At 72.9% G+C, this 14,418-nt stretch carries 14 protein-coding genes; 7 read left to right on the forward strand and 7 right to left on the reverse strand.

Features of this window, described 5'->3' with window-relative positions; genetic code table 11:
• The first annotated feature begins 31 nt into the window (after nt 1-31).
• Together ACIHEI_RS02005 and ACIHEI_RS02010 are read left to right on the forward strand one after the other, a co-directional pair.
• Nucleotides 32-2,068: a thioredoxin domain-containing protein gene (locus ACIHEI_RS02005; RefSeq protein ID WP_396605292.1), complete on the forward strand. Its 2,037-nt coding sequence runs from the start codon at nt 32-34 to the stop codon at nt 2,066-2,068.
• A 66-nt stretch (nt 2,069-2,134) separates the two neighbouring features.
• Nucleotides 2,135-2,986: a GNAT family N-acetyltransferase gene (locus ACIHEI_RS02010; RefSeq protein ID WP_396605293.1), complete on the forward strand. Its 852-nt coding sequence runs from the start codon at nt 2,135-2,137 to the stop codon at nt 2,984-2,986.
• Nucleotides 2,987-3,081: 95 nt separating this feature from the next.
• Here the strand turns inward: ACIHEI_RS02010 and ACIHEI_RS02015 are convergent, their stop codons facing one another.
• Nucleotides 3,082-3,618 (reverse strand): MarR family winged helix-turn-helix transcriptional regulator, encoded by a 537-nt coding sequence (locus tag ACIHEI_RS02015; RefSeq protein ID WP_387868220.1) that lies wholly within the window; start codon nt 3,616-3,618, stop codon nt 3,082-3,084.
• Nucleotides 3,619-3,713: 95 nt separating this feature from the next.
• Here ACIHEI_RS02015 and ACIHEI_RS02020 point away from each other — a divergent pair, with 95 nt between their 5' ends.
• Complete coding sequence (locus tag ACIHEI_RS02020) at nt 3,714-4,430, forward strand: DUF4386 domain-containing protein (RefSeq protein WP_396605294.1); 717 nt, start codon at nt 3,714-3,716, stop codon at nt 4,428-4,430.
• Nucleotides 4,431-4,435: 5 nt separating this feature from the next.
• On the forward strand, nt 4,436-5,200 hold the full coding sequence (locus tag ACIHEI_RS02025) for an SDR family NAD(P)-dependent oxidoreductase (RefSeq protein WP_392952029.1): 765 nt from the start codon (nt 4,436-4,438) through the stop codon (nt 5,198-5,200).
• A 22-nt stretch (nt 5,201-5,222) separates the two neighbouring features.
• Here ACIHEI_RS02025 and ACIHEI_RS02030 read toward each other — a convergent pair whose 3' ends face one another.
• Nucleotides 5,223-5,438: a hypothetical protein gene (locus ACIHEI_RS02030; RefSeq protein WP_396605295.1), complete on the reverse strand. Its 216-nt coding sequence runs from the start codon at nt 5,436-5,438 to the stop codon at nt 5,223-5,225.
• Between the two features lie 90 nt (nt 5,439-5,528).
• A complete protein-coding gene (locus ACIHEI_RS02035; protein WP_396605296.1) occupies nt 5,529-6,530 on the reverse strand; it encodes a GlxA family transcriptional regulator in 1,002 nt (333 codons plus the stop codon).
• A 40-nt stretch (nt 6,531-6,570) separates the two neighbouring features.
• Between ACIHEI_RS02035 and ACIHEI_RS02040 the strand changes: the two genes are divergently transcribed.
• The gene (locus ACIHEI_RS02040) at nt 6,571-7,515 is read left to right on the forward strand and encodes an NADP-dependent oxidoreductase (RefSeq protein WP_396605297.1); all 945 of its coding nucleotides are present in this window, start codon (nt 6,571-6,573) and stop codon (nt 7,513-7,515) included.
• 4 nt (nt 7,516-7,519) lie between these two features.
• Here the strand turns inward: ACIHEI_RS02040 and ACIHEI_RS02045 are convergent, their stop codons facing one another.
• Both ACIHEI_RS02045 and ACIHEI_RS02050 read right to left on the reverse strand, forming a co-directional pair.
• A complete protein-coding gene (locus ACIHEI_RS02045; protein WP_396605298.1) occupies nt 7,520-8,167 on the reverse strand; it encodes a TetR family transcriptional regulator in 648 nt (215 codons plus the stop codon).
• Nucleotides 8,164-9,777: an MFS transporter gene (locus ACIHEI_RS02050; RefSeq protein WP_396605299.1), complete on the reverse strand. Its 1,614-nt coding sequence runs from the start codon at nt 9,775-9,777 to the stop codon at nt 8,164-8,166. Before ACIHEI_RS02050 ends, ACIHEI_RS02045 begins: the two co-directional genes overlap by 4 nt.
• Before the next feature lie 213 nt (nt 9,778-9,990).
• Here ACIHEI_RS02050 and ACIHEI_RS02055 point away from each other — a divergent pair, with 213 nt between their 5' ends.
• Nucleotides 9,991-10,263 (forward strand): hypothetical protein, encoded by a 273-nt coding sequence (locus ACIHEI_RS02055; protein ID WP_392953753.1) that lies wholly within the window; start codon nt 9,991-9,993, stop codon nt 10,261-10,263.
• Between the two features lie 42 nt (nt 10,264-10,305).
• Here the strand turns inward: ACIHEI_RS02055 and ACIHEI_RS02060 are convergent, their stop codons facing one another.
• On the reverse strand, nt 10,306-10,962 hold the full coding sequence (locus tag ACIHEI_RS02060) for a hemolysin III family protein (protein WP_392953756.1): 657 nt from the start codon (nt 10,960-10,962) through the stop codon (nt 10,306-10,308).
• Nucleotides 10,963-11,234: 272 nt separating this feature from the next.
• Here ACIHEI_RS02060 and ACIHEI_RS02065 point away from each other — a divergent pair, with 272 nt between their 5' ends.
• Nucleotides 11,235-13,061, forward strand: a complete 1,827-nt coding sequence (locus ACIHEI_RS02065; RefSeq protein ID WP_396605300.1) for a phosphoenolpyruvate carboxykinase (GTP) — start codon at nt 11,235-11,237, stop codon at nt 13,059-13,061.
• Nucleotides 13,062-13,169: 108 nt separating this feature from the next.
• Here ACIHEI_RS02065 and ACIHEI_RS02070 read toward each other — a convergent pair whose 3' ends face one another.
• Entirely contained in the window at nt 13,170-14,384 is a 1,215-nt protein-coding gene (locus ACIHEI_RS02070; RefSeq protein WP_387868241.1) for a pyridoxal phosphate-dependent aminotransferase, read from the reverse strand.
• Between the last annotated feature and the right edge of the window lie 34 nt (nt 14,385-14,418).

Below are 14,418 nucleotides of genomic sequence, written 5' to 3' on the forward strand. Positions count from 1 at the left end.
TTCCCGAGGCAGGTGCTGAGATACTGCGCGCATGGTGAACCGCCTGGCTGATGCCACGTCCCCCTACCTCCAGCAACACGCCGAGAACCCCGTCGACTGGTGGGAGTGGGGCCCCGAGGCGTTTGCCGAGGCGGAGCGGCGCGGGGTGCCCGTGCTGCTGTCCGTCGGCTATTCGAGCTGCCACTGGTGCCATGTGATGGCACACGAGTCGTTCGAGGACGAGGCGACGGCCGGGTACCTGAACGAGCGGTTCGTGGCGGTGAAGGTCGACCGGGAGGAGCGGCCGGACGTCGACGCCGTGTACATGGAGGCGGTGCAGGCGGCCACGGGGCGGGGCGGGTGGCCGATGACCGTGTTCCTGACGCCCGAGAAGGAGCCGTTCTACTTCGGGACGTACTTCCCGCCGGAGCCGCGGCACGGGATGCCGTCGTTCCGGCAGGTGCTGGAGGGGGTGGACACGGCGTGGACGGGGCGGCGCGCCGAGGTCTCGGAGGTGGCGGCGCGAATTGGGAAGGATCTGGCGGACCGGGCCTCAGTGTACGCGGTGGGGAGCGGGATCGCGCAGCCGCCCGGCGAGGGCGAACTGCACGCGGCCGTCGTGGAGTTGACGCGGTCGTTCGACGAGCGGCGGGGCGGGTTCGGTGGGGCGCCGAAGTTCCCGCCGTCCATGGTGCTGGAGTTCCTGCTGCGCCACCACGCCCGGACGGGGTCGGAGGCCGCGCTGGAGATGGTGCAGCGCACCTGCGAGGCGATGGCGCGCGGCGGGATGTACGACCAGTTGGGCGGCGGGTTCGCGCGGTACGCGGTGGACGCCACCTGGACGGTGCCGCACTTCGAAAAAATGCTTTATGACAACGCGCTGCTGCTGCGGGTGTACCTGCACCTGTGGCGCGCCACCGGCGACGAGCAGGCCCGCCGGGTCGTGCTGGAGACCGCCGACTTCCTGCTGCGTGAACTGCGCACCCCGCAGGGCGGGTTCGCCTCCGCGCTGGACGCCGACTCGCTGGACGAAGCGAGCGGGAAGACCGTCGAGGGCGCGTACTACGCGTGGACGCCCGAGCAGTTGACGGAGGTGCTGGGGGAGGCGGACGGCGCCCTCGCGGTGGAGCTGTTCGACGTCACCGGCACCTTCGAGCACGGCACGTCGGTGCTGCAACTCCTGCGCGACCCCGAGGACTTGGCCAAGTACCGGGAGATCCGGGAGAAGCTCGGGGAGGCCCGCGCGCAGCGTCCGGCCCCGGCCCGGGACGACAAGGTGGTCGCGGCCTGGAACGGCCTGGCGATCGCCGCCCTCGCCGAGGCGGGTGCGCTGCTGGAGCGCCCGGACCTGATCGAGGCCGCCGAGCGCGCCGCCGACCTGCTGATCGCCGTGCACCTCACGGCGGACGGGCGGCTGCTGCGCACCTCCCGGGACGGCGTCGCGGGCGCCAACGCGGGTGTGCTGGAGGACTACGCGGACACGGCGGAGGGGTTCCTCGCGCTGTACGCGGTCGGCGGCGAGTCGTCCTGGCTGCAACTCGCCGGAGAGCTGCTCGACCTGGTGCTGCTGCACTTCACCGACGAGAAGTCCGGCGCGCTGTACGACACCGCCGACGACGCCGAGCAGCTGATCCGCCGCCCGCAGGACCCCACCGACAACGCCGCCCCGTCCGGCTGGACGGCCGCCGCCGGGGCGCTGCTCACGTACGCCGCGTACACCGGCTCCGAGCGTCACCGCACCGCTGCCGAACGGGCGTTGGGCATCGTCTCGTCGCTCGGCACCCGCGCGCCCAGGTTCACCGGCTGGGGCCTGGCCGTCGCGGAGGCGCTGCTGGACGGGCCGCGCGAGGTCGCGGTGGTCGGCCCGGCCGGCGACGCGGGGCGGGCGGCGCTGCACCTGGCCGCGCTGCGTTCGACCGCGCCCGGCGCGGTGGTCGCGGTCGGCGAGGTCGGCGACACCGAGGTGCCGCTGCTCGCCGACCGTCCGCTGCTGGACGGGAAACCCGCCGCGTACGTGTGCCGGCACTTCGTCTGCGAGCAACCGACCGCGGACGTCGCCGAGTTGACGGAGCGCCTGCGCGCCCAGTGAGCAGGGGCGCCGCCGTTGGCCGGGAAAGTGCTGGTCAACGGCGGTGTCGGCGGGGGAGGATGCGCCATGGGCTGGACACTCACCACGTCACTGGACGACTTCCGCAGCGCAGCCGGGGAGTTCCTCGCGGCCGACCCCGTCGAGAACACCGTGCTGCTCACCATCCTCGACCGCCTCACCCGGGACGGCCTGCACGTGTACGGCGAACAGCCGCCGCGCTTCGGCTGGTGGCACGGCCCGGACGGCGCCGTCGCCGGCGCCTGCCTGCGCACCCCGCCGTACGGGCCGCGGCTCGGCCGGATGCCGGTGGCCGCCGCCGAGGAGCTGGCCCGCCGGCTCGCCGCCGACGGCGAACGCCCCGACATGGTGGCCGGCGAGCACGGCACCACCCTCGCCTTCGCCGCCGAATGGCACCGGACCACCGGCGTCAACTGGCACCTGGAGCGCAACGAACGGCTGTTCCGGCTCGGCGAGTTGACGCCCCCGCCGGCCCCGCCCGCCGGCCGTTCCCGGCTCGCCGCGCCCGCCGACCGGGAGACCGTCGCCCGGTGGCTGGTCGACTTCTGCGTGGAGGCCGAGGTCCGGCCGCCCGGCGACCCGTTCGCCGACACCGACCAGCGGATCGCCGCCGAGACCCTGGTGCTGTGGGAGACCGAGGACCAGCGGGTGGTCGCGCTCGCCGGGGCCAGCCCGGCCGTCGCCGGGATGTCCCGGATAGGCCCCGTCTACACCCCGCCCGCCGACCGCGGCCACGGCTACGCCAGCGCGCTGACGGCCGCCGCCACCGTGCACGCGAAGTCGCGCGGCGCGGACGAGGTGCTGCTGTACACCGACCTGTCCAACCCCGTCAGCAACGCGATCTACCAGCGCCTCGGCTACCGGCCGGTCAACGACGCGGCCGAGGTCGCGTTCAAGTAGCGGAGGTCGCGGTCAAGTAGCGCGCCACGAAAGGGCCTTGGGGAAGACCCCCCGGGGCCCTTTCGCATGCCCGGGCGCGAGAAACGGCAGCGGCGTCAGCGGCCGCGCAGGGTGCGGTAGCCGGGGTGGACGCCGGGGGTGAGCTGCTGCTGGGCGGCGATCCGGCCGAGCAGGGCGATCAGCTGGGTGTGCTCCTCGGGGGTGAGGGCCTGGGTGACGTCCTGCTCGTGGGCGATGGCGGTGTCGCGCAGGCGGGCCAGCAGGGCCAGGCCCTGGTCGGTGAGGTGCAGGGCGTACAGCCGGCGGTCCTCCGCGTTGCGGCGCCGCTCGATCAGACCGCGTTGCTCCAGGCCGTCGGCGAACGGGACGAAGCGGCTGGGCGGCATGCCGAGCGCGTCGGCGAGCTCGCGCTGGCTGCGGCCCGGGTTCTGCACCAGCAGCCGGAGCAGGCCGGCCTGCGCGGGGGTGAGGTCGAGCTCGGCGATCCGCTGGGCGAACCGCTCGGCGGCGTGCGCGCCGAGCTGGGCCAGCAGGAACGCCGCCCCGCCGCCGGGCGGGCCGCCCGGGCCGGGTGGGCCCTGTGGGGGGCCGCCGTGCCAGTCCTTCTGGTCCGCCGCTCGATCCATGCTCATGCCGACATCGTACCCGTTTGACAATCGTTCCACGGTGTAATCATTATTCGGAGTGTATCGATCGGCGCGTGTCGACGAACGCCACGGGAGGAACCATGAGCACCACCGCCCAGCCCCGCCCGGCCCCGGCCGGACGGCCGAAGAGCCGCCCGCAGACCGGCCCGCCGCTGCTCGCGCCGACGATCTCGGTCACCGCGCTGACGGTGGCCTACACGGTGGTCAACCGCGCCACCCCGCATCCGGACGCCACCGGTGCCGAGGTGGTGCGGTACGCGCAGGAGCACGGCGGGGCGGCCCGGCTGGGCGCGCTGCTGCTGCTCGCCGCGTCGGTGCCGCTGGCGCTGTGCGCGGCGCTGCTCTACCGGCGGCTGCGGGCGCTCGGGATCACCGCACCCGGCTCGGCGATCACGCTGGTCGGCGGCGTGCTGGCGTCGTCCGCGCTGGTGCTGAGCGCGGCGGGGGCGTGGGCGGGCGGCCGGTTGCCGGCCGACGCGCCGCCCGCGCTGGGCCGGGCGCTGGCGGACGTGTCCTTCCTGGCGGGCGGGCCCGCGTTCGCGGCGGGCTTCGGCCTGCTGGCGGCGGGGGTCTCGGTGTCGGCGATGCTCGCCGACCTGCTGCCCCGCGCCGTGACGTGGGCGGGCCTGGTGGTGGCCTCCGCCGCGATGCTCGCGCTGTTCGCCCTGCTGGCGGGCGGCTTCATGTACCTGCTGCCGGTGGTCCGGTTCGGCGGCCTGGTGTGGCTGCTGTTCGTGGCCGCCCTGCTGCCGAAGACCCGCCGCCGCGGCACCGACGACCGACCGATGGGGAGTTGAGCGAGATGACCGGAATGTACGCGGAGCTGAAGGGCCGGACGGTGGTGGTCACCGGCGGTTCGCGCGGGATCGGCGCGCACACCGCGCGGGCGTTCGCCGCCCAGGGCGCGGCCGTGTGCGTGGTCGGCCGGGACGCGACGGCGCTGGCGGCGGTGGTCGAGCAGATCACCGGCGCGGGCGGCGAGGCGATGTCCGCGGTGGCCGACGTGACGGACGGCCGGGCGCTGGACGAGGTGCGGCAGGCGGTGACGGAGCGGTTCGGCGAGGTCGACGTGCTGGCGGCGTTCGCCGGTGGCCAGGGCTTCCCGGTGCCGGTGGCGGAGCTCACCGAGCAGCGCTGGCGCGAGGTGCTGGACTCCGACCTGACTTCGGTGTTCCTCACCGTGCAGGCCTTCCTGCCGGGCATGCTGGCGCGCGGCGCGGGCTCCATCCTGACGATGTCCTCGGCGGCCGGCCGCCAGCCCAGCGGCGCCAACCTGGCGTACGGGGTGGCCAACGCGGGCGTGGTGATGCTGACCAGGCACCTGGCCACCGAGCTGGGGCCGCACGGCATCCGGATCAACTGCCTGGCCCCGTCGGTGATCCTGACCGAGAGGGTGCAGGCCCGGATGCCCGCCGAGGTGCAGAGCAAGGTCGCGGCCACCCACCCGCTGGGCCGGCTCGGCACCCCGACGGACGTGACGGAGGCCGCGCTGTTCCTGTCCTCCGACGGCGCGGGCTGGCTGACGGGGCTGACGGTCGACGTGGCCGGCGGCCGCATCACCAACTAGCGCAGCACCAGCCAGCGGTCTGCTACTCCCAGTCCCAGCGCAGCCCGAGCAGGCAGGGCGGCAGCCCCTCGGCCACCAGGTGTGCGCAGTGGTGCCCGTCGAGGGTCAACTCCTCGGTCTCCAGCGGGGACTGGCCGGGGGTGCGACGGGTGAAGCGGTCGCAGCGGACGGGGAGGGCGGCCGGGTCGAAGGTCACCTGGAGCACGTACTGGCCGGCGCCCGCGTTGAAGCCGCGCACGTACTCGCGGCTGGGCTGCGGCGACGGCGACTCGTCGAAGCCGTAGCCCAGCAGGTGGGTGTCGCCGGTGCGCAGCCGGCGCCGGAAGGGCTAGGCGCCGGCGAAGGTCTTCCGGTAGGCGAGTGGTGAGACGCCGATCGCCGAGTGCAGGTGCTGGCGCAGCGACACCGCGTTGGCGAAGCCGACCCGGCCGGCGATCTGGTCGACCGTCAGGTCGGTGGCTTCGAGCAGGTGACGGGCCAGGGCGACGCGCTGCTGGGTGAGCCAGCGGCCGGGGCTCTGGCCCGTCTCGTCGTGGAAGCGGCGGGCGAAGGTGCGGCTGCTCATCGCGGCGTGCCCGGCCAGTTCGGCGAGGGTCAGCGGCTGGTGCAGCCGGGCCAGCGCCCACTCGCGGGTGGCGGCGGTGCCGGTGGCGCCGGCCGCCGGGACGGGCTGCTCGATGTACTGGGCCTGGCCGCCGTCGCGCCAGGGCGGGACGACGGCCAGCCGGGCGGCGTGATTGGCGACGGCCGCGCCGTGGTCGCTCCGGAGCACGTGCAGGCACAGGTCGACGCCGGAGGCGGCGCCCGCCGAGGTGAGGATGTCGCCGTCGTCGACGAACAGCACGTCCGGGTCGAGCCGCACCTTGGGGAAGAGCTCGCGGAACCGGTCGGCGAGCGCCCAGTGGGTGGTGGCGGGCCGGTCGTCGAGCAGGCCGGCGGCGGCGAGCACGAACGCGCCGGTGCAGATCGAGATCAGTCGGGTGCCGGGCCGGATCAGCGCGAGTGCCTCGGTCACCGCGGGGTCGAGCGCGCCGGTGGCGAGCGCGAAGTCGAAGGGCGGGATGACCACGGTGTCGGCCGTGCGGAGGATCTCCGGGCCGTGCGCGACGGTGATGGTGAAGTCGGCGTCCGAGCGCACCGGTTGGCCGTCGACGGTGCAGGTGGTCAGCTCGTAGCTGCCACCGGCGGCGGCGAACACCCGCCGGGGGATGCCGAGTTCGAAGGGGTACACGCCCTCCAGGGCGAGCACCGTGATCCGGTGCGGCGACGTCTTCGTGGGCTTCGGCACGGCCACCCTCCTGGCAGGATCCCATCGGACAGTGACTATCATGCCACTGCCGCGGGCGCCCCGGGCAAGCCAGGCTGGGGGCATGACGACGAACACGATGCGAGCGATCAGCCAGGACGTCCTGGGCGGCCCCGACGTCCTCAAGGTGGTGGAACTCCCGCGCCCGGAGCCCGGGTTGAGCGAGATCCTGGTGAAGGTCCGGGCCGCGGGCCTGAACCCGACGGACTGGAAGCACCGGGAGGGCGGCCTGTTCCTCGGCGAGCCCCCGTTCGTGCTCGGCTGGGACGTGGCCGGCACCGTGGAGGCGGTCGGCTTCGGCGTCACCCTGTTCAAGCCCGGCGACGAAGTCCTCGGCATGCTGCCCTACCCGCACGGCGTCGGCGGCCACGCCGAGTACGTGACCGGCCCCGCCCGGGCGTTCGCCGCCCGGCCCGCCGGCGTGGACGTCGTCCAGGCCGGCGCGCTGCCGCTGGCCGCGCTGACCGCCTGGCAGGCGCTGGTGGACACCGCGCAGGTCAAGGCCGGCGACCGGGTACTGGTGCACGCCGCGGCCGGCGGCGTCGGACACCTTGCCGTGCAGATCGCCAAGTCCCGCGGCGCGTACGTGATCGGCACCGCCGGCGCCGCGAAGCACGACTTCCTGCGCGGCATCGGCGTGGACGAGCCGATCGACTACCGGAGCACCGACTTCGCCGAGACGGTCCGCGACGTCGACGTGGTGCTGGACGCCGTCGGCGGCGAGTACCAGCTGCGTTCGCTGCGGACCCTGCGGCGCGGCGGCCTGCTGGTGTCGATCCTGCCCGTCCCCTTCGAGGGGCTGGCCGAGGAGGCCGAACGGCTCGGCGTGCGCACCGAGATGATGATGGTGGAGGCCGACCACGCCGGGATGGCGGCGATCGCGGACCTGGCCGAACGCGGCCTGCTGCGCGCCGAGATCGCCGGGACGTTCCCGCTGGAGCACGCCGCGAAGGCGCACGCGCTGGGCGACACCGGCCGCACCACCGGCAAGCTGGTGCTGGTGAACTGACCCGTCAGAGGCTCTGCAGGTGGGCCAGGGCCCGGTCGAGCAGGTCGGCGAGGTCGTCCCGGCCCTCGTGGTCGGCCCAGTACAGCGAGGTCTCGGTGAGGGCGGCGGCGACCGCGGCGGCGGTGATCCGCAGTTCGAGGGTGGGGGTGTCCAGGCCGGCCCGTTCGGTGAGCAGGTCGAGCATCATCGTGCGCGGCTGACCGGCCGCGTCGAGCATCCGCAGCCGCAGGGACGGGACGGAGGCGGTCAGCCGCATCCGCGCGTACAGCTCCTCCCGCTCCTGCTCGGCGATCCGGCGGACCAGCCCGACCAGCACCTCCCGGGCGGAGGTGAGGAACGGCTCGTCCGCCGGCCGGGCCCGGATCGCGGCGGCCATCACCGGGTCGTACTCGTCATTGAGGACGATGTCCTCCTTGGTCGGGAAGTACCGGAAGAAGGTGGCCGGGGAGACCTCCGCCGCCGCCGCGATCTGGTCGACGGTGGTGGCCTCCCAGCCCTGCTCCGCGAACAGCCGGAAGGCCTCCCGGCGCAGGGTCTGGCGGGTCTTCAGCTTCTTCCGCTCGCGCAGCGACATCGGGGCTTCGACCAGCTCCTCCAGCGAACCGGAGGAGCCTTCGGACGGGCGGGGCCGGGCGCTGCGCGGGGTGCTCATGCGGACGATTCTCCGGGATCACCGCCCGCCGCGGCCAGCGGCCGCGCCTCGGGAGCGGCCGGGGCCGGCGGCCGTGCCTGGGGAGCGGCCGGGGCCGGCGGCCGTGCCTGGGGAGCGGCCGGGGCCACGGGGTCGCCGCCGCCCGGCATCCGGGCCGCGACCAGCACGGCGGACAGCGCCGCCAGCACCCCGGCGGCCAGCAGTACCAGGCCCATGCCGTGCACGTACGCGACGTGCGCGGACGCGGCGAGCGACGGGTCGCCCAGCCGTTCGGCGACCGCGTCGGCGGCGATCACCGAACCGCGGACCCGGGGCGCGGCGTCCCCGGGGAGCGCCGGGAGGTGCAGCGCGGAGCGGTAGCCGGCCGCCAGCAGGCTGCCGAACACGGCGACGCCGACCGCGCTGCCGACCTGGCGGAGCGTCTGCACCAGCCCGGAGCCGACCCCGGCCTTGGCGGGCGGCAGCAGGAGCAGCGCGGAGGCGGTCGCGGTGATCAGCACCAGGCCGAGCCCGGCACCGAACAGCGGCAGCCACAGCGCCGTCCACCCGTAGCCGTCGCCGGGCGCGGTGCGGCTGCCGAGCAGCAGGGCGAGGGCGGTCAGTGCCAGCCCGGCGGCGATCACGCCGCGCGGGGCGAAGCGGCGCACCAGGCGTTCGCCGAGCCGGGCGGCCACCAGCAGGCCGCCCATCATCGGCATCAGCCGCAGGCCACTGCCGAGGGCGTCGGTGCCCAGCACGCTCTGGAAGTAGGCGGGCAGCACGAAGAATCCGCCGAAGAGGGCGACCGAGACCAGGGTGACGGCGATCGCGCACCAGCGGAACACCGGTTCGGCGAGCAGCCGCAGGTCGAGCATCGGGTGGTCCTCCCGGCGGCTGCGCAGCACCAGCGCGGTCAGTGCGCCCGCCGCGCCGAGCAGTGCGGCGAGCACCAGGGCGTCGCCCCAGCCGCGTTCGGCGCCCTCGATGATGCCCCAGGTGAGCGCGGCCAGGCCGCCGGCCGCGAGGGCGGCGGAGCGCAGGTCGATCCGGGGCGCGGCCGGGTCGGCGGACTCGGGGAGCAGCAGCAGGCAGGCCAGCACGCCGAGCACCACCAGCGGCACGTTGATCAGGAAGATCGAGCCCCACCAGTAGCCGCGCAGCAGCAGCCCGCCGACGACCGGCCCGAGCGGCACGCCGATGGCCGTCACGGTGGTCAGCAGCGCGGTGGCGCGGCGCTGCTCGGCGGGCGGGAAGACGGCGGGGATCACCGCCATCGACATCGGCATCACGAACGCGGCGGCCAGGCCCATCCCGGCGCGGGCCGCGATCAGCGTGGCGGGGCTGCCGGCCAGGGTGCCGAGCACGGAGGCCGCGCCGAACAGGGCGAGGCCGGTCACCAGGGTGCGGCGGCGGCCGAAGCGGTCGCCGAACAGGCCGGCCGGGAGCAGGGCGGCGGCGAACACCACCGTGTAGGCGTCGACGATCCACTGCTGCTGCCCGGTGCCGGCGTCCAGCTGCCGGGCCAGGTCGGGCAGGGCGACGTTCAGCACGGTGGTGTCGAAACCGATGACGAGCACGCTGAGCGCGACCGCTACCAGCGCGATCCAGCGCCGCGGGTGCGGAGCGGGCATGACGGACCTCCATCCGAGTGGATCTCTCAAATGAGAGTAACTCTCAAAAGATGTTGAGTGTCAACCGAAGCCCGCGCTGTGGGATCCCCACTTCTGGAATTGATGCGCTGTTGATCCCCCGTTCGCCCGCGCTGCGTGCCGAACGTGTCACTGTAGGTGGGGAGTTCTCTGACGACTCGTCAGATGACCTGTCGGCCGGTGGGAGGTTTGCCAATGGAGTACGGAGCGACCGGGTTCTGGAGCGGCGTGGTCGGTGTGCTGGCCGCGCTGGCCGTCATAGCCGGGTACTTGATCGGCGGGGCGCGCGCGGTCTGGCTGGTCTCGGCGGTCGAGGTGCTGGCGGTGATGGCCTGGGTCGCGTACCGCTTCCGCGGCCGGGCGCACCAGCGCACGGCAGGCGAAGGGCCCGACGCGGCGCACTGTGAGCGCTGCCGTCGGGCCCGGGAGCGGCTGGAGGCGAGGGCGGCCCAGCCGGTGCGGTACTGACCGAACGGGTCGGTTCCGCGGGGGATCGTTTCTGTGGGGGGCTCAGGTGGCGGTGTACGCCACCAGCGAGATCCCCACGTACTGCACGATGAACGCGCCGAGGGTGAAGGCGTGGAACACCTCGTGGAAGCCGAACAGGCGCGGTGACGGGTTCGGGCGCTTGAGGCCGTAGATCACCCCGCCGATGGTGTAGAGCGCGCCGCCGACGATGATCAGCGTCAGGACGGCCGCGCCACCCTTGTGCAGGAAGTCCGGCAGGAAGAACACCGCCGCCCAGCCGAGCGCCACGTAACAAGGGGTGTACAGCCAGCGCGGGGCGCCGACCCAGAACACCCGGAACGCTATTCCGGCCAGCGCGCCGCCCCACACCAGCCACAGCAGCACCTGCTGCCGCGCGCCGTCCAGCAGCAGCATGGTGAACGGGGTGTACGTCCCGGCGATGATCAGGAAGATGTTGGCGTGGTCCAGTCGGCGCAGCACCGCCTCGCCGCGCGGTCCCCAGGTGAAGCGGTGGTACACCGCGCTCACGCCGAACAGCATCCAGGCGCTCACCGAGTAGACGACGCAGGCGATTCGCGCCGCCGTCGACTCGGCCAGGCAGATCAACACGATTCCGGCGGCCAGCGAGGCCGGGAACATGCCGGCATGCAGCCAGCCGCGCCACTTGGGCTTTGCGAGATCGAGGGCTTCCGCGGTCATGGCAGCATCTTACGGAACCGTAGGTTACCGGCGCGTAGGAAAGTGGCGATCCTCACTTTTAGACGTTCTGGAGTGTTCGGGGGGTGCCGGGGAGGGTCGAACTGGGTGCGTGGAGCGTGACTCGGAGTCCCCGAATCGGACAGTCTGGAGTAAAGATCTCGTCAATGACGACAGTTTGACGAATGGAGGGCGGGTCGCCAGGTCTACCGTGTAAGGACCCTCAACCCCCGCGATGCCGTCTCCTGGCCGAGATGGTGTGAAACGGAGCGATCGTGTCGACTCAGATCTCTGCGCGCGCCGAGTCCGCGCCCACCCGCCACCAGCGCCTGGTGGAGTGGGTCAACGAGATTGCCGACCTCACCCAGCCCGACCAGGTGGTGTGGTGCGACGGTTCCGAGGAGGAGTACCACCGTCTCGCCGAGCAGCTCGTCGCCCAGGGCACCTTCACCAAGCTCGACGAGACCAAGCGGCCCAACTCCTACTACGCGGCCTCCGACCCGTCCGACGTCGCCCGCGTCGAGGACCGCACCTTCATCTGCTCGGAGAAGGAGGAGGACGCCGGCCCGACCAACCACTGGAAGGCCCCCGCCGAGATGCGGGACATCTTCTCCGGTGAGAACGGCCTGTTCCGCGGCGCGATGAAGGGCCGCACCATGTACGTGGTGCCGTTCTCCATGGGCCCCGTCGGCTCCCCGCTGGCCGCGTACGGCGTCGAGATCACCGACTCCGCCTACGTCGCCGTCTCGATGCGCGTGATGACCCGCATGGGCCAGGCCGTGCTCGACCAGCTCGGTGAGGACGGCGAGTTCGTCAAGGCCGTGCACACCGTCGGCGCCCCGCTCGCCGAGGGCGAGGCGGACGTCGCCTGGCCGTGCAACACCACCAAGTACATCTCGCACTTCCCGGAGACCAAGGAGATCTGGTCCTTCGGCTCCGGCTACGGCGGCAACGCCCTGCTCGGCAAGAAGTGCTACGCGCTGCGCATCGCCTCCACCATGGCCCGCGACGAGGGCTGGCTGGCCGAGCACATGCTCGTCCTCAAGCTCACCCCGCCGTCCGGCGAGGCGAAGTACGTCACCGCCGCGTTCCCGTCCGCCTGTGGCAAGACCAACCTCGCCATGCTCCAGCCCACCATCCCGGGCTGGAAGGTCGAGACCATCGGCGACGACATCGCCTGGATGCGCTTCGGCGCCGACGGCCGGCTCTACGCCATCAACCCCGAGGCCGGCTTCTTCGGCGTCGCCCCCGGCACCGGCGAGGACACCAACGCCAACGCCATCAAGACCCTCTGGGGCAACACCGTCTTCACCAACGTCGCCCTCACCGACGACGGCGACGTGTGGTGGGAGGGCCTCACCAAGGACGCCCCCGCCCACCTCACCGACTGGCGCGGCAACGACTGGACCCCCGAGTCCGAGGCCCCCGCCGCCCACCCGAACTCCCGGTTCGCCGTCCCCGCCGCGCAGTGCCCGACCATCGCCCCCGAGTGGGAGGACCCGGCCGGCGTCCCGATCTCGGCGATCCTGTTCGGCGGCCGCCGCGCCACCGCCGTTCCGCTGGTCACCGAGTCCTTCGACTGGCAGCACGGCGTCTTCCTCGGCGCCAACATCGCCTCCGAGAAGACGGCTGCGGCCGAGGGCACCGTCGGCGAGCTGCGCCGCGACCCGTTCGCGATGCTGCCGTTCTGCGGCTACAACATGGGCGACTACTTCGCGCACTGGCTGAAGGTCGGCGCCGAGGCCGACGCCGCCAAGCTGCCGAAGATCTACTACGTCAACTGGTTCCGCAAGAACGCCGAAGGCAAGTTCGTGTGGCCCGGCTACGGCGAGAACAGCCGCGTCCTGAAGTGGATCGTCGAGCGCCTCGAAGGCACCGCCGAGGGCGTCGAGACGCCGATCGGCGTGCTGCCGACCGTCGAGAGCTTCGACCTCGACGGCCTGGAGATCCCGGCCGCCGACCAGGAGCTGCTGTTCACGGTCGACCGCGAGATCTGGAAGCAGGAGGCCGCGCTGGTTCCGGCCCACCTGGAGATGTTCGGCGAGCACACGCCGAAGGAGCTGTGGGACGAGTACCAGGCCCTGGTGAAGCGACTCGGCTGACGCCGGACGACCACAACGGCAAGGTCCGGTCGAGGAGGGATGCCCCTCCTCGGCCGGACCTTGCTGTGCGTTCCGGGTTGCTCGCGCAGTTCCCCGCGCCCCTGGTTGCTAGGTCTGGACGTAACCCGACAGGAAGTCTCCGATGCGGGTGACCGCGCTGGTGATGTCGTCCGGGTGGGGGAGGGTGACCAGGCGGAAGTGGTCGGGGGCGGGCCAGTTGAAGCCGGTGCCCTGGACGATCAGGATCCGCTCGGCGCGGAGCAGGTCGAGGACCATCCGCGCGTCGTCCTTGATCTTGTAGACCTGCGGGTCGAGCCGCGGGAACGCGTACAGCGCGCCCTTGGGCTTCACGCAGGAGACGCCGGGGATCTCGTTGAGCAGCCGGTACGCGGCGTCGCGGGAGGCGAGCAGCCGACCGCCGGGCAGGATCAGGTCCTGGATGGACTGGCGTCCGCCGAGGGCCGCGGCGACGGCGTGCTGGGCGGGCATGTTGGCGCACAGGCGCATCGAGGCGAGGACGTTGAGGCCCTCGATGTAGGAGCGGGCGCGCTGCCGGTCACCGGAGAGCACCATCCAGCCGCTGCGGAAGCCGGCCACCCGGTAGGACTTGGACATGCCGTTGAAGGTGACGCAGAACAGGTCCGGGGCGAGGGTGGCGAGCGGGATGTGCTCCACGCCGTCGTAGAGGATCTTGTCGTAGATCTCGTCCGCGTAGATCACCAGCTTGTGCTGCCGGGCGAGTTCGACGATCCCCTCCAGCAGTTCGCGCGGGTAGACCGCGCCGGTGGGGTTGTTGGGGTTGATCACGACGATCGCCCGGGTGCGGTCGGTGATCTTCGCGGCGATGTCGGCCAGGTCGGGGTACCACTCGGCCTGTTCGTCGCACCGGTAGTGGACGGCGGTGCCGCCGGCCAGCGAGACCGAGGCCGTCCACAGCGGGTAGTCGGGGGCGGGGACGAGGACTTCGTCGCCGTCGTCGAGGAGGGCGGTCATGGCGAGCTGGATCAGCTCGGAGACGCCGTTGCCCAGGTAGACGTCCTCGACGGTCAGGCCGTGCAGGCCGCGGTCCTCGTAGTGCATGACCACGGCGCGGCGGGCCGACAGGAGGCCCTTGGAGTCGCCGTAGCCGTGCGCGGAGGACAGGTTGCGGAGGATGTCCTGGAGGATCTCGGGCGGGGCTTCGAAGCCGAACGCGGCCGGGTTGCCGGTGTTGAGCTTGAGGATGCGGTGGCCCTGCTCCTCCAGCCGCATCGCCTCGTCGAGCACCGGGCCGCGAATGTCGTAGCAGACATTGGCGAGTTTGCTGGACTGGATGACCTGCATGCCCGATTACTTTACGGGCGCGCCGGGCCCGTCT

The sequence above is a fragment of the Kitasatospora sp. NPDC051984 genome, from assembly GCF_044593455.1.
Taxonomy (GTDB): Bacteria; Actinomycetota; Actinomycetes; order Streptomycetales; family Streptomycetaceae; genus Kitasatospora.